Source organism: Tersicoccus mangrovi (assembly GCF_036881825.1).
GTDB classification, from domain to species: domain Bacteria; phylum Actinomycetota; class Actinomycetes; order Actinomycetales; family Micrococcaceae; genus Tersicoccus; species Tersicoccus mangrovi.
Map to the genome: position 1 here is coordinate 95,255 of NZ_JBAJMW010000011.1, position 17,148 is coordinate 112,402.

The window sequence follows — 17,148 nt, forward strand, 5'->3', positions numbered from 1 at the left end:
GGCTCCTGACGGAAAGGCATATCCATGTTCACTCCCGTGACCGACCCAGTCGCGAACAGCGTGCCGCTGTCCGCGCTGATCGCGTTGATCCCCCTGGTGGTTTTCTTCATCCTCCTTGCCGTGGTCAAGGTAAGGGCGCACGTCGCCGGGCTCGCGGCCCTGGTCACCGCTCTGATCGTGGCGGTCGCGGCATTCGGGATGCCGATCGACCTGGCGCTGCTGGCCGGGGCGGAAGGCGCAGTGTTCGGTGCCCACCCGGTGCTGTGGATCGTGATCATGGCCATCTGGCTGTACCAGGTCACGGTCCTCTCGGGCCGGTTCGATGACCTGCGGCGGGTGTTCGACATGATCGGTGGCGGTGACGTGCGGGTGCAGGCCATCCTCATCGCCTTCTGCTTCGGCGGCATGCTGGAAGCCCTCGCCGGCTTCGGCGCCCCGGTTGCGATCACGGCGACGATGCTGGTCGCCCTCGGCATCTCCCCGCTCAAGGCTGCATGCGCGGTCCTGTTGGCCAACACCGCCCCGGTCGCCTTCGGTGCGGTCGCCATCCCGATCACGACCGCGGGTAGCCTCACCGGGCTGGACGCCGCCCACATCGGCGCCATCGTCGGCCGGCAGGCACCCCTGCTGGCGGTCATCGTCCCGGTGATCCTGCTCTTCATCCTCGACGGGCGCCGCGGCGTGAAAGACGCCTGGCCGATCGCACTGGGCACCGGTGTCGCGTTCGGCCTCGCGCAGTTCCTGTGCTCGAACTTCTTCTCCTACGAGCTGACCGACATCGTCGCCTCCCTCGTCGGGCTCGCCGCCGCCGTCCTGATCCTGCGTGTCTACACCCCGCGCGGTCGCGACCAGGCGCGTGAACGGTTCGGCATCGCCACCGTCACGACGGGCGGGTCGCTCTCCTCCGGCCGGATCGGCATGGCCCTGTTCCCGTACCTGCTCGTCATCGCGGTCTTCGGGATCGCCAAGCTGTGGAAGCTCGGCGTGAACATTCCGGCCGCTCTCGCGGCGACGGACGTGAAGATTCCGTGGCCGGGCCTGTCCGAGCGCCTGGTCGACGCCGCCGGCAAGCCGCTCAGTTCCACCACCTACACCTTCACCTGGCTCTCGAGCCCGGGCACGCTGCTGCTGATCACGGGTCTCATCGTTGCCGTGGTGTACTCCCTGAACGACGACGGTGGTCGCTTCCGGCTGCCCTTGGGCACCGCGATCCGCGAGATCGGGGTCACGGTCTATCGGATGCGCTGGGCCGCGGCGACCATCCTCCTCGTCCTCGCCCTGGCCTATGTGATGAACCTGTCCGGGCAGACGGTCACCATCGGCGTGTGGCTGGCGGGGACGGGCGGCTTCTTCGCCTTCCTCTCCCCGATCCTCGGTTGGCTGGGCACCGCCGTGACGGGGTCGGACACTTCCGCGAACGCCTTGTTCGCCAAGCTGCAGCAGACCGCCGGCGTCAACGCCGGCATTGACCCGAACCTGTTGGTCGCGGCCAACACCACCGGCGGTGTCGTCGGCAAGCTGATCAGCCCGCAGAACCTGGCCATCGCCGCCACGTCGGTTCAGCTGGACGGGCAGGAGGGCACCATCTTGCGCAAGGTGGTCGGGTGGTCCGTCGGCCTGCTGCTCGTGCTGTGTGTCCTGGTCTTCTTGCAGTCCACTCCGGTCCTGGGCTGGATGCTTCCTTGAGATGACCTCGCGTCCCCGCCTCGGCCAAGACCGGGAAACATCGCCGCTGAGGCGGGGATAATGAGACCAGTCCATTGATCAGGAGGAAGCCGCGTGCCGTCGGATCGTTCATACCAGGTCGTGCTCGACGGCGTGGAGGCGGACTTGCGCAGTGGCGTACTCTCTCCCGGTGACCGGTTGCCGGGGGAGCGCGCCCTCGCCGCCAAGTACGGGATCTCGCGGGCCTCTGTCCGTGAGGCGTTGCGGGTCCTGGACACCATCGGACTGGTCCGGTCCGCCGTCGGATCCGGTCCGGGGTCGGGGGCCATCGTGATCTCTGATCCCGCCGGCGGGATGGCGCGAGCGATGCGCCTGCACATGGCGGCACGTACTCTGCCTCTGGACGACATCGTGCAGTCCAGAATGCTCCTGGAGGGCTGGGCGGCACGGGCCGCCGCCGACCGGGTCGCCGCGGACGAGAAGCAATTTCCGGAGATCGAAGAAGCCTCTGCCCTGCTGGAACGGATGAGCGCCGACGACGTCGATCGCGTGCGGTTTCACATCCTCGACTCTCAGTTTCACCTTGCCGTCTCGGCGTTGGCCGGCAGCGCGGTGATCAGCACCGTCATGGATTCCCTGGGCGAGACGATCCGACGTTACGTGATCGAGGCATTCACCGAACTGGACGACTGGGCCGATGTAGCCGCGGAACTACGCCGCCAACACCACGGGATTCTCGATGCCGTGGTGGCCGGCGACGGGGACGCGGCAGAACGGCTCGCTCGCGACCACATCGCCTGGTTCGTGGACCGAGCCGGCGTCACCACTGAGCCTGCCACGTCGGCACGCTCGGGAGAACGGCGGCTGGCTTAGCCGTCTCGAGAAGGCACATCTTCGCGTCCGAATGCTGGCATAAGGGAACAGTCTGCACCCGACAAGATCGCTAACAGACGGACTGCATGCCGGAGCAGGGGCCAATCCTTCCTCACGCTTCCGTCGGACCCCGGTGCTAGCCCGATGCCTCGTCAGTCGAACATACTTTCGAAGCGGGAGCGTGGGCCGTGAGCGTGGCGGTGGTGGTGGAGATCGGCACCCTCACTGACGAGCACTTCGGGGACGGTATCCAAGTCGCCCCGATCGCCGTCCCGGCCGGTTTCCCCTCGCCGGCACAGGACTACTACGACGGCTCCGTCGACCTGAACCACCGCCTGATCCAGGACCGGACCTCCGCGTTCGTGGTCCCGGTGTCGGGGGATTCGACGACCGGGGCCGGCATCAGCGAAGGCGACGAGCTCGTCGTCGACCGCGCCCGCCGGCCCACCGATGGTGCCGTGGTCATGGCGATCCTCGACGGTGAGCTGACCCTCGCACGTCTCCGCCTCACCCGGGCCGGTGTCGTCCTGGCCGCGGAGAACCCGGCCTACCCCGACCTCCGCGTGCCCGCACCCCGTGGTTCCAGCTCGCCGCCCGGGCGACAAGCTGGGGGATGGTCGCCAAGTCCTCGAACTACGAGCTGTACGGAGACCCGTCTTCCAGAACCATGGAGCTGCTGGGCCGGCACGCGGCCTGGCAGGAGGTCTACTCCATCGACGACTCCTTCCGGGGCCTGGACGCCCGTCGCGGCGCCTACGCCGACCAGGGCGGGGTGATCCGGGCCGCGGTCGCCCGGCACACCGGCCCTACCGGGCGGAAGCTTGACCTCGATGACTTCGCCGGTCGACGTGTCCAACGCCGCCGCCCGCACGCTGCGCGCGTGCACATCCAATCCCACCGCCGTACGCTCGTTGAACACCAGGGCCTCCGCTGCATGTCGGCATCCCAAGGCCACTGCTCGGGATGATCCACGAATCTGCACCGTGAGGCCCTGGGCCTACAAGACCTCCAAGCCCCACCCCCATCGGGTCTGAGCCGGTGCTGGTGCCGCTGCGGCCGTTCCTCGGAGGTCGGCTCAGGCGGGGTCGGTCGAGCCTTCCTCGACCGGAGTGACCGCCGCCTCCGGGGTCGCGTCCGCGGCGAGCGCCTGACGGCGGCGGTGGACCTGGACGCCGATCGCCACCGGGATGGCGGCGACGGCGACCGCCCGCATCCACGGCCGGTCGAGCACGTGGCCGGTCAGCGCGTCCAGCGAGGCCCGGCCGGGTCCGCCGACGGCGAAGGACGTGGCGGCCAGGCCGAGCACCGCCGGGTACTCGAAGCCGCCCTCGGTGGCGAAGAAGCCGTTGGGGGTGTGCACGCTGGCGGCCACGCCCATCGTCGTGGCGGCCGCGGCGCCGGCCACCGGTGTCCCGAGTCCCAGCGCGAGGGCCAGTCCCGCCCCCGCTTCACCGACGCCGGCCAGCAGCGCACTGGTCCTCGCCGGCCGGAACCCCATGGCGTGCATGCCCTGGCTCGTCCCCTCGATGCCGCCGCCGCCGAACCAGCCGAACAGCTTCTGCGACCCGTGGGCGACCAGCACGCCGCCGAGGCCGACGCGGAACATCGTGCGGGCGACGGTGGTGGCGACCGGAGTCGTGGTCTCGTGACTCATGGGGATCCTTCCGGTGGGGACGGGGCGAACGCAGGCGCCAGTCTACGGAGCCTTCCGGCGCGGGTGCCGTCACCGGGTGCCGGGGTCCCGGCCTCTCGGACGGCCGCCACGGGCCGCCGGACGCCCTGTAATACACTCGCTGAGGGCCGGGATCGGCCCCATCCCCCGACGATCGGATCAACCGCACCGTGGTCACCCGCCTCTCCCAGCTCTTCCTCCGCACGCTGCGCGAGGACCCTGCCGACGCCGACGTCGCCAGTCACCGGCTGCTCGTGCGCGCCGGGTACATCCGTCGCGCCGCCCCGGGCATCTACTCGTGGCTGCCGCTCGGGTTGAAGGTGCTGGGTCGGGTCGAGGCCATCGTGCGCGAGGAGATGAACGCGATCGGCGCCCAGGAGGTGCACTTCCCGGCCCTGCTGCCGCGGGAGCCCTACGAGGTGACCAACCGCTGGACCGAGTACGGGGAGAACCTGTTCCGGCTGAAGGACCGGCGTGAGGCCGACTACCTGCTCGCGCCCACCCACGAGGAGATGTTCACCCTTCTGGTCAAGGACATGTACACGTCCTACAAGGACCTGCCCGTGTACCTGTACCAGATCCAGACCAAGTACCGGGATGAGGCCCGTCCCCGGGCCGGCCTGCTGCGCGGCCGCGAGTTCATCATGAAGGACTCCTACTCCTTCGACGCCGACGACGAGGGCCTGCAGCGCGCGTACGACGCCCACCGGGCCGCCTACGTGCGGATCTTCGCCCGCCTCGGCCTCGAGGTGGTCGCGGTCAACGCCGTCTCCGGGGCCATGGGCGGCTCCCGCAGCGAGGAGTTCCTGCACCCCACCGAGGTCGGCGAGGACACCTTCGTCCGCTCCGCCGGAGGCTACGCCGCGAACGTCGAGGCCGTCACCACGGTGGCGCCCGCCCCCGTCGACGCCGCGGACGCCCCCGCCGCGCACATCGAGGACACCCCGGACACGCCGACCATCGAGACCCTCGTCGCGGTCGCGAACGAGCGATTCCCCCGGGACGACCGGGACTGGACCGCCGCGGACACGCTGAAGAACGTGGTCATCGCCGTCACCCTCCCGACGGGGGAGCGGCGCATCGTCGTGATCGGTCTGCCCGGGGATCGCGCCGTCGACCTCAAGCGCGTGGAGGCGACCGTCGGGGAGCACCTGGGCGTGGCCGGCGAGGTGGGCGTCGAGGCCGCCTCCGACACCGACCTGGCCGCTCATCCTGGCCTGGTCAAGGGCTACATCGGCCCCGGCGTGGGCCTTGACGTCCCCGTCCTGGGCACCACCTCCCGCACCGGCCTGACCTACCTGCTCGACCCGCGCATCGTCGACGGCACCCGGTGGATCACCGGCGCCAATCAGCCGGGGAGGCACGTGTTCGAGCTGACCGCGGGCCGCGACTTCGTGGCCGACGGTGTGATCGAGGCCAGCGAGGTGCGCGCCGGGGATCTGGCCCCCGATGGTTCCGGCCCGCTCGAGCTGGCCCGCGGCATCGAGATGGGGCACATCTTCCAGCTCGGCCGCAAGTACGCCGAGGCCCTCGACCTGCAGGTGCTCGACGCCAACGGCAAGCGCGTGATCGTGACCATGGGCTCGTACGGCATCGGCGTGAGCCGCGCCGTCGCCGCCCTCGCCGAGAGCAACCACGACGAGAAGGGGCTGGTCTGGCCCCGCGCCGTCGCCCCCTTCGACGTGCACCTGATGGCCACCGGCAAGGGCGAGGAGATCTTCGCCGCCGCCGAGCAGCTGGCCACCGACCTGGAGGCGGCCGGGATCGACGTCCTCTTCGACGACCGGCCGCGCACCTCGCCGGGCGTGAAGTTCGGCGACGCCGAGCTGCTCGGGGTGCCCAGCGTCGTCGTCGTCGGCCGCGGCCTGGCCGACGGCGTCGTCGAGGTCAAGGACCGGCGCACGGGCGAGAGCGTCACCGTGCCGGTCGCCGACGCGGTGGAGCATCTGCGCGGCGTCGTCCGTGGCTCCTGAGGGCCGCCGCGTGACGGCCCCGCCCGTGACGACCGGCTTGTGACCACCGGCCTAGAGGCCGCCGACCCCGCCGTCATCGTCATGGTGATCGTCGCCGGCCTGGCCGCCGGCTGGGTGGACGCCGTGGTCGGCGGGGGCGGTCTGCTGCAGCTGCCCGCCATGCTGCTCGTGCCCGGGATCACCCCGGTACAGGCGCTGGCGACGAACAAGATGGGCTCGGTGTTCGGCACCTCGACGAGCGCGGTGACGTACTACCGTCGCGTGCGGCCGGACCTGCGCACGGCGTTGCCGATGGCGGGGTTCGCGCTGGTCGGCAGCGTGTGCGGGGCGATCGTCGCGGCCAGCCTGCCGCAGCAGGTGTTCAAGCCCGTCATCCTCGTCGCCCTGATCGCCGTCGCGGTCTTCACGGCCCTCAAGCCCGACGCCGGGCAGGTCACCCGGCTGCGGCACTCGGGCCGGCGGCACCACGGCCTCGCCGCCCTCATCGGTGCCGTCATCGGCTTCTACGACGGGCTGCTCGGGCCCGGCACCGGATCGTTCCTCGTGATCGCGCTCGTCACCGTGCTCGGGTATGCGTTCCTGCAGGCCAGCGCCAAGGCCAAGATCGTCAACGTCGCCACCAACATCGGCGCCCTGCTCTTCTTCGTCCCGCACGGCTCGGTGCTGTGGGGCCTCGGCCTGATCCTCGGCGCGGCCAACATGGTCGGCGGCTACCTCGGTGCCCGGACCGCCGTCGCCCGCGGCAGCCGCTTCATCCGGGTCGTGTTCCTCGTCGTCGTCGGGCTGCTCGTGCTCAAGCTCGGTTCGGACGTCCTCGGGGATCTCCGGCGCTGAGACGCGAACGGGGCCCGGTCTCCCGGGCCCCGCACGACTGCACTCGATACCGGCTCAGCCGACGCCCGAGACGCCGAGCAGCCGCCCCACGAGGAACGTCGCGGCCAGGGCGAGCGCGCCACCGATGACGACGCGCAGCGTCGCCCGCAGTTGCGGTGCCCCGCCCAGGCGCGCGGACACGGCCCCCGTGATCGCGAGGGCGATGAGGGTGACGACCACCGTGACGGGCACCCGCAGGCCGGCCGGCGGCAGCAGGACCGCGATCAGCGGCAGTACCGCCCCGATGAGGAAGGCGACGAACGACGCGGACGCGGCGTGCCACGGGCTGACGACGTCGTCCTGGTCGATGTTCAGTTCCATGGACAGGTGGGCGCTGAGGGCGTCCTTCTCGGTGAGCTCCACGGCGACCTGGTGGGCGGTCTCCTCGCTCAGTCCCCGCTGCCGGTACAGCTCGGCGAGCTCGACGAGTTCGCCCTCGGGGTCGTCCCGCAGCTCGGCGGTCTCCTTGGCGATCAGCGCCTCCTCCGAGTCGCGCTGGCTGCTGACGGACACGTACTCGCCGAGCGCCATCGACACAGCGCCACCGACGACGGCTGCGGCACCGGCCACGAGGATCGGGCCGGGTTCGGTGGTGACCCCCGCGACGCCGACGACGACGGCGGCCACGGAGACGATGCCGTCGTTCGCGCCGAGCACCCCCGCACGGAGCCGGTTGAGGCGCTGGGAGAGGCCAGAAGCGGCGTGCGGTTCGGGATGGTCGTGGAGGCGAGACTGAGGCTGGTCCATGAGGGCATCCAACACCCGGCGCGCCGATCCCGCCAGCAAGGTTGGGCTTGCCTCAACGGTGCGGCGTCCGGTGCGGGCGGCGTCGGATTCGGTCGACGGCTGGCGGATCGGCACCCGGTCTTCCGACGACACGCCGGCCGACACGGGGACCGGGTGTGGTGTGAGCGGTGGCCGCGCACTGGATCCCAGGACATGCCGGCCGACGCTGGGACCGGGTACTGGGTCAGGGGTGGCCGCGCACTGGATCCCAGGACATGCCTGGTGGATCGGGGACCGGGCGCTCTATCCCGATCGGAATCGGCGTGTCGCGGGACGGGGTGGACCGAGCTCGATGTCACCGACCGGATTCAGCACCCGAGGACGCCGTGCCCGACGGCGCAGTGCTCGACGGAGCGGAACCGGACGTTGCCCGACCGGACGGTACCGAACCGGCCGCCGGTGAGCCCGGCGACGACGAGGGCAGCAGACTGTCGCTCAGTCCGGGGGCGACGGCGATGACGCCCGTGAGTGCGGTGCCGGCCCGTGCCGCGTCGAGGAGGAGCGGCACTGCCCGGGCCCGCGTCGCGGCGTCGCCGAACGCGACCGCATCGCCCCACGCCAGGATCGCGTCGCGCTCCAGCCGGGCGGTCGCCGCCGTCGCCCGCGCGGGCTGGTCGAGGACCGTGCGGTCGACCGGGAACGCCGGCCGCTCAGGTTCCACGGCGCGGCAGTGATGGCGGGCGAACTCGACCGCAGCCGTCAGCCGGGTCCGGTGGGCACGCTCGGCTGCGGTCGCCGACGGGAGCGTGTCCCCGGTTCGTGCGCGCAGCACCTGATACGTGTAGACGGCCCGCTGCTCGGCCAGCTCGACCCGGGCGAGCGCCTCGGTCGGTCCCGGGACGGCGGAACCGGAAGTCGAGGAGCTGGAGGCCGCACCGGTCGTGGAGGACACCGCCGACGCCGGGGCGTCCGACGGGGTGGGGGACTGGGCGCCGGCAGAGGACTGGTCCGAGGAGGGAGACGCGGCGCGGCCGGTCGAGCTCGGGCAGGCCGAGGGCGACGCGTCCGCCGGAACGGCCGCCCGCACTCGTGCCGCCGCGTCGGGCAGCGTGACGCCGGCGCTGCGGGCGAGCCGGTCGGCCCACTGCACCTGGGCGCCCCCCGTCGCGGCGAGGACCCGGGCCATTCCGCCCTCGGGTGCGGTGGACCAGCCACTCGTGGACGACCCAGCGGTGACGGATTCCGACGCGGAGGACGCCGGCGACCCGGCCGCGGGGAGTGTCGGTGCGGAGGCCGCCGACGGGGCCGCCGGTGACGACCCGGCAGGAGACGAATCGACGGGCGGCGTGTTGACGTCCGGTCCGCCGTCGGACGGTGACGCGCCCGCGGGAGCGTCGGACTGGGGGGAAGCGGCCCCGGCCGAGCCCGCGTCGGCCGCATCCGCAGCCGCGCCGGTCGCCGAGGAACTCGCGTCCGCGCCGGTCGGACCCGCACTGACCGCACCCGAACCCGCGCCGGAACCGGGGGACGACGTGGGCGCGGGGGAGCCGAGGGTCGCCGCCGCGGTCAGGCTCCGTACCGCGACGTCCTGCAGCTCGCGGGCCACTGACGCCGCGGTCACCGGTCGCGCGCTCGGCGACGACGCGGTGGACCCGGTCGATGCTGCGGTCGAACCGGCCGTGGCCGAGGCCGCCCCCGGCGCACCTGGACCCGAGGCCGCACCCGACGTGCCCGCAGCCGAACCTGACCCGTCGTCCCCGGCCAGCAGGCGCCGCTGGACCGCGACGGCCGCGGCGATGCCCGTCAGATCCGAACGCTGCGCCGTCGTCGTGCCCGCCCCGCGCAGAAGAAGGTGCACGTCCGCGTCCACCCGCCGCAGGGCCGTGGCCGCATCGTGCCGGGCCGACTCGGCCCGGCTGCGCTCCCGCGCGGCCGACGGATCCGAGCCGGGCAACAGCGGCTTGAGGACGACGGCGCTGAGCACCGCGACCAGCGCGAACAGCACGACGCCGGCCACGACCAGCAGCCAGACACGGCGACGGGAGCCCCGTGACGGCGTCGGTGACCCGGCCCGGTCGCGTGCTCCCATGAGTCTCGATCCTGCCATGCTGCTCTGCCGTGCAGCGGCGTCCGGCGCAGCGTCCGGCGCGGCGCCGGCGGGGCGGAGGAGACCGTGTTCCGAGCCCACGCCGGGACACGGTAATGTCGTTAGGCTGGAGCACAACCACGTAGCAGGAGGTCATGATGGCGGCCAGGTCCGGCCAGAAGCAGGCGTCGGCGCCCCGGCGGAACCCGCAGCCGGCGGCGGTCGACACCGACCGTGTCGACGCCCTGTTCGCGCCGATCGTCGCCGACGCCGGCCTCTTCCTCGAGCAGGTCCGCGTCCACGGGCCCGCAGCGCTGCGCACGCTCAGCGTCGTCGTCGACCTCCCGGAGGACCGCACCGGGTCGCTCGGCCTCGACGAGGTCGCCGAGCTGGCGCGCCGGCTCTCGGACGCCCTCGACGAGGACCCCGACGTCGTCCCGGGCCCCGTCGACCTGGAGGTCTCCTCGCCGGGCGCCGAGCGCAAGCTCACCGAGCCGCGCCACTGGCGCCGGTCGCGCGGCCGCCTCGTCACCGTCGTCACGACGTCCGGGGCCACCCTGCTGGGCCGGCTGACCGAGGCCGACGAGACCGAGGCGACCATCGTCCCGCGCCTCGAGGGCGCCAAGGGCACGAAGCCCAAGGACGGCGACCCGGTCACGGTGCCGTACGCCACGGTGACCTCCGCGCGCGTCCAGGTCGAATTCACGGCCCCCGACGACACCGCCGCAGGCGATCACGACCAGCACGACGACACCGACCAGCACGACTTCATCGAGGACGAGGAGGCCTGAGATGGACATCGACATGAGCGCCCTGCGACTCCTCGAGCAGGAGCGGGAGATCCCGCTGGACCGGTTGATCCCCGCGATCGAGCAGGCCCTGCTGGTCGCCTACCAGAAGGGCACCGGCCACACCCACCAGGCCCGCGCCGAGCTGGACCGCAAGACCGGTCACGTGACCATCTACGCGGTCGAGACCGACGACGAGGGCAACGCGGTCGGGGAGTACGACGACACCCCCGCCGGCTTCGGCCGGATCGCCGCCAGCACGGCCCGCCAGATCATCCTGCAGCGTCTGCGCGACGTCGAGGACGACGCCGTCGTCGGCGAGTTCCGCGCCAAGGAGGGCGAACTCGTCTCCGGCCTGATCCAGCAGGGCCGCAGTGCGCACATGGTCCAGGTGGATCTCGGCGCCGTCGAGGGCGTCCTTCCGCCGCCCGAGCAGGTGCCGGGAGAGGACTACCGCCACGGCAACCGCATCCGCGCGTTCGTCGTCGACGTCCACCGCGGCATGAAGGGCCCGTCCATCACGCTGTCCCGGTCCCACCCCGGCCTGGTGCGCAAGCTCTTCGAGCTCGAGGTGCCGGAGATCGCGGACGGCAGCGTCGAGATCATCGCCCTCGCCCGCGAGGCCGGCCACCGCACGAAGATGGCCGTCGCCGCGCGCGTGCCCGGCGTCAACGCCAAGGGCGCGTGCATCGGCGAGATGGGCTCCCGCGTCCGGGCCGTCATGAGCGAGCTCTCGGGCGAGAAGATCGACATCGTCGACTGGGCCGACGACCCCGCCGTGTTCATCGCGCACGCCCTCTCCCCGTCGCGGGTCACCTCGGTGACCATCGTCGACGAGGCGAGCCGGTCGGCGAAGGTCGTGGTTCCCGAGTTCCAGCTCTCGCTCGCCATCGGCAAGGAGGGGCAGAACGTGCGGCTCGCCTCCAAGCTGACCGGGTGGCACATCGACATCGCCGCGGACACCGCAGCGGGACGTGGCACCGCCGACGCGACGGCCGACGGCGCGGCCGGTTCCCGCTGACACGCCCCGGTTCGTGGCGCGCCGGGAACAGGGGCTAGACTTGAACGGTTGGGACAACCGTGAGGGGCCCGTGCGCACCTGCGTCGGCTGCCGTCGGCGGGACTCCCAGCATCTGCTCGTGCGTGTGGTCCGTCTCTCCGCTTCCAGTCCTCGACTGCAGGTGGACGCGCGGCGCCGCCTGCCCGGTCGCGGGGCGTGGCTCCATCCCGAGCCGCAGTGCCTGCAACGGGCGCTCTCGCGTCGAGCGTTCGACCGGGCCTTCCGGGCCGCGGTCGACGCCACCGACGTCGAGTCCTGGATCGCACAGCACGTCCCGGGTCATCACCCGACCAGGGACGACCGTCAACCTGAAAGCGGGTCAGAACACTGATGGAAACCCGATGAGTGCCTCCCGATGAGTACGTCACTGTGCTCTCTCACCGCCGCTGACCGCGCCTCGCGCAACGGAAGCGGCAGTACGGAATAGACGGTCCGCCCCCTGTCCGGTGCGGGCCGAGACAGGAGAAATGTGGCCAAGGTCCGCGTTCACGAGCTCGCCAAGGAGCTCAACATCACGTCGAAGGACGCCCTCGCCAAACTGCAGGAGCTGGGCGAGTTCGTCCGGTCGGCGTCCTCCACGATCGAACCCCCGGTCGCGCGCAAGCTGCGCTCGGCCTACCCGGCCGCGTCCGCCGCCGGTAATGGAGCCGCTGCCAGCAACGGTGGCGCGGCGAAGCCGTCCGCCGGTTCCGGCACCACCGCCGCCCGCGGGTCCGCCCGTCCCGGCCCCTCCGGGCCCCGGCCCGGGCCTGCCGCCCCGGCAGCGCCGTCCGCGCCCGCCGAGACTCCGGCTCCCGCGGCGTCCACCACCGCGAACGAGGCCGCTGCGGCGGCCCCGGCACCCACCCCGCAACGCGAGCAGAGCACGCCCGCCGCGAGTGCGTCCGCGCGTCCGGCGTCGGCCACCCCCACGAGCGCACGTCCCGGCCCCAAGCCGGAGACGCCGGCCGCCCGGGAGGAGACCCTGCGCGACGGTGGCGGCCGTGACGACAGCCGTCGTCAGGCGCCCGCCCCGGGCCAGAAGCCCGGTCCCCGTCCCGGCGCCCCGCGCCCGGGCAACAACCCGTTCGCCCCCTCGCAGGGCATGCCCCGGTCGGGCAGCCGTCCGGGCAACAACCCGTTCGCCCCGTCGCAGGGCATGCCGCGTCCCGGTGGCAGCCGCAACGGCGCTGCCGGTGCGGCGGGTCCCCGTCCGCCGGCCGGTGCCGGTGGTCCCCGTCCGGGTGCCCCGCGCCCGGGTGGCACGGGCGGTCCGCGTCCGGGTGCCCCGCGTCCCGGTGGCACCGGTGGTCCGCGTCCCAACCCGGCCATGATGCCCAAGCGCACCACCGAGCGGCCCGGTGCCGGTGCGGGTGCCGGCCGTCCCGGTGCCGGTCCTCGTCGCGGCCCCGGGGGCGGTCCCGGTTCGGGTCCCGCCGGTGGTGGCTTCGGCAAGGGCGGTCGCGGTCGCGGCGGTACCCAGGGTGCCTTCGGCAAGGGCGGCGCCAACCGGGGCAAGCAGCGCAAGTCGAAGCGGGCGAAGCGCGCCGAGCTGGAGCAGATGCAGGCTCCCACGGTCGGCGGCGTCTCCGTCCGCCGGGGTGACGGCAGCACCATCCTGCGGCTGCGCCGCGGCGCCTCGCTGACGGACTTCGCCGAGAAGATCGATGCGAACCCCGCCTCGCTGGTGACCGTCCTCTTCCACCTGGGCGAGATGGCCACGGCCACGCAGTCCCTGGACGAGGACACCTTCGCGCTGCTCGGTGACGAGCTCGGCTACAAGATCGAGATCGTGTCCCCGGAGGACGAGGAGCGCGAGCTGCTCGACTCCTTCGACATCGACCTGGACGCCGAGCTCGAGGCCGAGGGCGACGACGAGCTGCAGGCCCGTCCGCCGGTGGTCACCGTCATGGGTCACGTCGACCACGGCAAGACCCGCCTGCTGGACGCGATCCGTCACTCCGACGTCGTCTCCGGCGAGTCCGGCGGCATCACCCAGCACATCGGCGCCTACCAGGTGCATCACGAGCACGAGGGCGTCGACCGGGCCATCACCTTCATCGACACCCCGGGTCACGAGGCGTTCACGGCCATGCGTGCCCGTGGTGCGAAGGTCACCGACATCGCGGTGCTCGTCGTGGCCGCGGACGACGGCGTGATGCCGCAGACGGTCGAGGCGCTCAACCACGCCCAGGCCGCCGGTGTGCCGATCGTCGTCGCCGTCAACAAGATCGACAAGGAGGGCGCGAACCCGGACAAGATCCGCGGTCAGCTCACCGAGTACGGTCTGGTGCCCGAGGAGTACGGCGGCGACACCATGTTCGTCGACGTCTCCGCCCGGCAGAACCTGAACATCGACCAGCTGCTCGAGGCCGTCCTGCTGACGGCGGACGCGGCGCTGGACCTGCGGGCCAACCCGGACAAGGACGCCCGCGGCGTCGCGATCGAGGCCAACCTCGACCGTGGCCGTGGTGCCGTCGCGACCGTCCTGGTCAACTCCGGCACCCTGCACGTCGGCGACACGATCGTGGCCGGCACGGCGCACGGCCGTGTGCGGGCGATGTTCGGTGACGACGGCGAGCAGGTCGACGCGGCGACGCCGTCGCGGCCGGTCCAGGTCCTCGGTCTCTCCTCGGTGCCCCGCGCCGGTGACAGCTTCCTGGTCACCGACGACGAGCGCACCGCCCGGCAGATCGCCGAGAAGCGGGAGGCCGCCGAGCGCAACGCCCAGCTGGCCAAGCGCCGCAAGCGCATCAGCCTCGAGGACTTCGACAAGGCCGTGGCCGAGGGCAAGATCGACACCCTCAACCTCATCCTCAAGGGCGACGTGTCCGGTGCCGTCGAGGCGCTGGAGGACGCGCTGCTCAAGATCGATGTGGGCGACGACGACGTGCAGCTGCGCGTCATCCACCGCGGTGTCGGTGCGATCACGCAGAACGACGTCAACCTGGCGACCGTGGACAACGCGATCATCATCGGGTTCAACGTCAAGCCGGCCGAGCGCGTCGCCGAACTGGCGGAGCGCGAGGGCGTCGACATGCGCTTCTACTCGGTCATCTACGCGGCGATCGACGACATCGAGCTGGCCCTCAAGGGCATGCTCAAGCCGGAGTACGAGGAGGTGCAGCTCGGTACCGCCGAGGTGCGCGAGGTCTTCCGCTCCTCCAAGTTCGGCAACATCGCCGGTTCGCTGGTGCGCAGCGGGACCATCCGCCGCAACACCAAGGCCCGTGTGCTGCGCGCCGGCACGGTCGTCGGCGACAACCTCACCATCGAGTCGCTGCGGCGGTTCAAGGACGATGCGACCGAGGTCCGCGAGGGCTTCGAGTGCGGTATCGGCCTGGGCTCGTTCAACGACATCCGCGAAGAGGACACCATCGAGACCTTCGAGATGCGCGAGAAGCCGCGCGTCTGATCGTCCGCGACCGGACGGCGTGCCTCGGCGCACCGCGGTCGGCACTCACCGGTGCCGACTGCGGTGCGCCGTCGTCCGTCCGGGTGCCACCCCCATCACGAAGGAGAGAGAACACCATGGCCGACGCAGCACGGGCCGCCCGGCTCGGCGACCGGATCAAGGTCGTCGTCGCGCAGGCGCTGGAACGGCGGGNAAGGAGAGAGAACACCATGGCCGACGCAGCACGGGCCGCCCGGCTCGGCGACCGGATCAAGGTCGTCGTCGCGCAGGCGCTGGAACGGCGGGTCAAGGATCCCCGGCTGGGCTTCATCACGATCACCGACTGCCGGGTGACGAACGACCTGCAGCACGCCACGGTGTACTACACCGTGTTCGGCGAGGAGGAGCAGCAGGCGTCCACCCGCGCCGCGCTCGAGTCCGCCAAGGGCGTGCTGCGCGCCGAGGTGGGCAAGAACATCACCGCCCGGCTGACCCCGACGCTGACCTTCGTCGCCGACGAGGTCCCCGTCAACGCCTCCCACGTCGAGGATCTGCTGCGGACCGCCCGCGAGCGTGACGCCGAGCTGGCCGCCCAGGCCTCCGGCGCCGTGTACGCGGGGGCGGAGGACCCCTACCGCAAGCCGGCCGAGGACGACGAGGAGCTCGACGCCGAGCGCTGACGCCCTGGTTCGACCTCCGCGCTGGCGTGATCCTCGCGCCGCCTCCACGCTGACTGGTCAGTTTCCGGGCGTTCTACGCGGCCGACGGCGGCAGAACGCCCGGTTTCGGACCAGTCAGCAGGAGAACGCGGGCCCGCCCGGCGCCGGTGTTCAGGGGGTCGGCAGGCGGGAGAGGCCCTCGACGAGGTCATCGCGCGACCCGCACAGGGCCACCCGCACCCAGCTCTCGCCGCTCGGCCCGAAGGCCGTGCCCGGGGCGAGGGCGACCCGGTGCTCGGCGAGCAGCCGGTGGCACCAGGCCCGCACGTCGCCGCCGCTGACGGCGCTCACGTCCACCCACAGGTAGAACGCGCCCGCGGCCGGCAGGTACGGGTACCCCTTCTCGCCGACGAGCTGCTGCGCGAGGTCCCGGTTGGACCGGTAGTGCGTGCGCGCGGTGTCGATGTAGTGCTGGGGCACCGTCAGCGCCGCGACCGCCGCGTGCTGGACGGCGGGATTGACGCACGAGACGATCGCCTCCATCACCGGGTCGATCAGGGACGCCGTGCCCGGCGGGATCACGAGGGCCCCGATCCGCAGCCCCGTCAGGCCGTAGGTCTTCGAGAGGGTGTGCGAGACGATCACCCGGTGGTCGGTGTCGTACCGCAGCGGGCTGACGTGCTCGACGCCGTCGTAGGTGAACGCCTCGTAGCACTCGTCCGAGATGACCCAGAGGTCGTGCGCGGAGGCGAAGTCCATCAGCGCCCGCACGGTCGCCGGGTCGAACACCGCGCCCAGCGGGTTGGACGGGGAGTTGAGCACGATCGCCCGCGTCCGCGGCGTCACGAGCGCCTCCAGGTCCTCCACCCGCGGCGCGAACCCGTCCTCCGGCCGCAGCCGGTAGGTCACGGGCACCGCGTGCACGAGGGAGGCGGTCATGGTGAACGTCGGGTAGCCCGGGTCCGGGACGAGCACCTCGTCGCCGACGTCCAGGGTCAGGCTCATCGCCAGGTGCAGGCCCTGCTGCGCGCCCGTCACCACGTACACGCGGGACGCGTCCAGGCTCAGTCCCTGCTGCGCGTTGACCCGGTCGGCGAACGCCTGCCGCAGCGACGGCAGCCCGGCGTTGGGCGTGTAGAACGTCTCGTCCCGCTCGTAGGTCTCGATCGCGGCCTGCAGGACGTGCGGATCGGTGGGGAAGCCGGGCTCGCCGATGGAGAGGACGACGGCGTCGCCGAGGGTCCAGGCGGCCTGCGTGATCTCGCGGATCTGGTTGGTCGGGACGGTGCGGACGTGCGGGGCCAGCTCGGGCATGCGGCCAGTCTAGGTGTAGGAGGTCATGACGTTGGCGACGCGGGCCGGGACGCGGCTGGCGGGTGGCTGGTCGGCGCAGGCGGTGT

14 protein-coding genes and 1 pseudogene are annotated in these 17,148 nt (G+C 72.1%); 11 read left to right on the top strand and 4 right to left on the bottom strand.

Features of this window, described 5'->3' with window-relative positions:
- Nucleotides 1-18: 18 nt before the first annotated feature.
- The 4 genes and pseudogenes from V6N00_RS16915 (at nucleotide 19) to V6N00_RS17245 (ending at nucleotide 3,505) form a co-directional block, all read left to right on the top strand.
- The gene (locus V6N00_RS16915; RefSeq protein ID WP_465193516.1) at nucleotides 19-1,686 is read left to right on the top strand and encodes an L-lactate permease; all 1,668 of its coding nucleotides are present in this window, start codon (nucleotides 19-21) and stop codon (nucleotides 1,684-1,686) included.
- Between the two features lie 93 nt (nucleotides 1,687-1,779).
- On the top strand, nucleotides 1,780-2,538 hold the full coding sequence (locus tag V6N00_RS16920) for a FadR/GntR family transcriptional regulator (RefSeq protein ID WP_334234230.1): 759 nt from the start codon (nucleotides 1,780-1,782) through the stop codon (nucleotides 2,536-2,538).
- 206 nt (nucleotides 2,539-2,744) lie between these two features.
- Nucleotides 2,745-3,110, top strand: a pseudogene (locus tag V6N00_RS16925) (LexA family protein); the annotation flags it as partial.
- 41 nt (nucleotides 3,111-3,151) lie between these two features.
- Nucleotides 3,152-3,505 carry a hypothetical protein gene (locus tag V6N00_RS17245; protein WP_416385110.1) on the top strand — a complete coding sequence of 118 codons (354 nt, stop codon included), beginning with the start codon at nucleotides 3,152-3,154 and terminating at the stop codon, nucleotides 3,503-3,505.
- A gap of 108 nt (nucleotides 3,506-3,613) precedes the next feature.
- On the opposite strand, the gene V6N00_RS16935 is transcribed toward V6N00_RS17245, so the two are convergent.
- On the bottom strand, nucleotides 3,614-4,192 hold the full coding sequence (locus V6N00_RS16935; protein WP_334234232.1) for a DoxX family protein: 579 nt from the start codon (nucleotides 4,190-4,192) through the stop codon (nucleotides 3,614-3,616).
- 188 nt (nucleotides 4,193-4,380) lie between these two features.
- Here V6N00_RS16935 and V6N00_RS16940 point away from each other — a divergent pair, with 188 nt between their 5' ends.
- Nucleotides 4,381-6,183: a proline--tRNA ligase gene (locus V6N00_RS16940; RefSeq protein ID WP_334234234.1), complete on the top strand. Its 1,803-nt coding sequence runs from the start codon at nucleotides 4,381-4,383 to the stop codon at nucleotides 6,181-6,183.
- An 81-nt stretch (nucleotides 6,184-6,264) separates the two neighbouring features.
- On the top strand, nucleotides 6,265-7,017 hold the full coding sequence (locus V6N00_RS16945; protein ID WP_416385108.1) for a sulfite exporter TauE/SafE family protein: 753 nt from the start codon (nucleotides 6,265-6,267) through the stop codon (nucleotides 7,015-7,017).
- 54 nt (nucleotides 7,018-7,071) lie between these two features.
- On the opposite strand, the gene V6N00_RS16950 is transcribed toward V6N00_RS16945, so the two are convergent.
- Both V6N00_RS16950 and V6N00_RS16955 read right to left on the bottom strand, forming a co-directional pair.
- Entirely contained in the window at nucleotides 7,072-7,803 is a 732-nt protein-coding gene (locus tag V6N00_RS16950; RefSeq protein WP_334234237.1) for a VIT1/CCC1 transporter family protein, read from the bottom strand.
- Nucleotides 7,804-8,137: 334 nt separating this feature from the next.
- On the bottom strand, nucleotides 8,138-9,871 hold the full coding sequence (locus V6N00_RS16955; protein ID WP_334234239.1) for a DUF4439 domain-containing protein: 1,734 nt from the start codon (nucleotides 9,869-9,871) through the stop codon (nucleotides 8,138-8,140).
- 155 nt (nucleotides 9,872-10,026) lie between these two features.
- On the opposite strand from V6N00_RS16955, the gene V6N00_RS16960 reads away from it, so the two are divergent.
- The 5 genes from V6N00_RS16960 to rbfA all read left to right on the top strand — a co-directional run bounded on the left by V6N00_RS16960 (nucleotide 10,027) and on the right by rbfA (nucleotide 15,769).
- Nucleotides 10,027-10,659, top strand: coding sequence for a ribosome maturation factor RimP (locus V6N00_RS16960; RefSeq protein ID WP_334234241.1), 633 nt, complete (start codon nucleotides 10,027-10,029; stop codon nucleotides 10,657-10,659).
- A gap of 1 nt (nucleotide 10,660) precedes the next feature.
- Nucleotides 10,661-11,677 carry a transcription termination factor NusA gene (gene nusA, locus V6N00_RS16965; RefSeq protein ID WP_334234242.1) on the top strand — a complete coding sequence of 339 codons (1,017 nt, stop codon included), beginning with the start codon at nucleotides 10,661-10,663 and terminating at the stop codon, nucleotides 11,675-11,677.
- Between the two features lie 124 nt (nucleotides 11,678-11,801).
- Nucleotides 11,802-12,047, top strand: coding sequence for a YlxR family protein (locus tag V6N00_RS16970; RefSeq protein WP_416385109.1), 246 nt, complete (start codon nucleotides 11,802-11,804; stop codon nucleotides 12,045-12,047).
- Between the two features lie 138 nt (nucleotides 12,048-12,185).
- Nucleotides 12,186-15,110 (top strand): translation initiation factor IF-2, encoded by a 2,925-nt coding sequence (gene infB, locus V6N00_RS16975; RefSeq protein WP_334234245.1) that lies wholly within the window; start codon nucleotides 12,186-12,188, stop codon nucleotides 15,108-15,110.
- Between the two features lie 209 nt (nucleotides 15,111-15,319).
- A complete protein-coding gene (gene rbfA, locus V6N00_RS16980) occupies nucleotides 15,320-15,769 on the top strand; it encodes a 30S ribosome-binding factor RbfA (protein ID WP_334234262.1) in 450 nt (149 codons plus the stop codon).
- Nucleotides 15,770-15,919: 150 nt separating this feature from the next.
- Here rbfA and V6N00_RS16985 read toward each other — a convergent pair whose 3' ends face one another.
- A complete protein-coding gene (locus tag V6N00_RS16985; protein WP_334234247.1) occupies nucleotides 15,920-17,062 on the bottom strand; it encodes a pyridoxal phosphate-dependent aminotransferase in 1,143 nt (380 codons plus the stop codon).
- Between the last annotated feature and the right edge of the window lie 86 nt (nucleotides 17,063-17,148).

Excerpts from the sequence above, each read along its gene's own strand:
- V6N00_RS17245 (WP_416385110.1), top strand. The coding sequence starts at position 3,152 with ATGGTCGCCAAGTCCTCGAACTACGAGCTGTACGGAGACCCGTCTTCC.
- V6N00_RS16935 (WP_334234232.1), bottom strand. The coding sequence starts at position 4,192 with ATGAGTCACGAGACCACGACTCCGGTCGCCACCACCGTCGCCCGCACG.
- V6N00_RS16945 (WP_416385108.1), top strand. The coding sequence starts at position 6,265 with ATGGTGATCGTCGCCGGCCTGGCCGCCGGCTGGGTGGACGCCGTGGTC.
- V6N00_RS16950 (WP_334234237.1), bottom strand. The coding sequence starts at position 7,803 with ATGGACCAGCCTCAGTCTCGCCTCCACGACCATCCCGAACCGCACGCC.
- V6N00_RS16955 (WP_334234239.1), bottom strand. The coding sequence starts at position 9,871 with ATGGGAGCACGCGACCGGGCCGGGTCACCGACGCCGTCACGGGGCTCC.
- V6N00_RS16960 (WP_334234241.1), top strand. The coding sequence starts at position 10,027 with ATGGCGGCCAGGTCCGGCCAGAAGCAGGCGTCGGCGCCCCGGCGGAAC.
- nusA (WP_334234242.1), top strand. The coding sequence starts at position 10,661 with ATGGACATCGACATGAGCGCCCTGCGACTCCTCGAGCAGGAGCGGGAG.
- rbfA (WP_334234262.1), top strand. The coding sequence starts at position 15,320 with ATGGCCGACGCAGCACGGGCCGCCCGGCTCGGCGACCGGATCAAGGTC.
- V6N00_RS16985 (WP_334234247.1), bottom strand. The coding sequence starts at position 17,062 with ATGCCCGAGCTGGCCCCGCACGTCCGCACCGTCCCGACCAACCAGATC.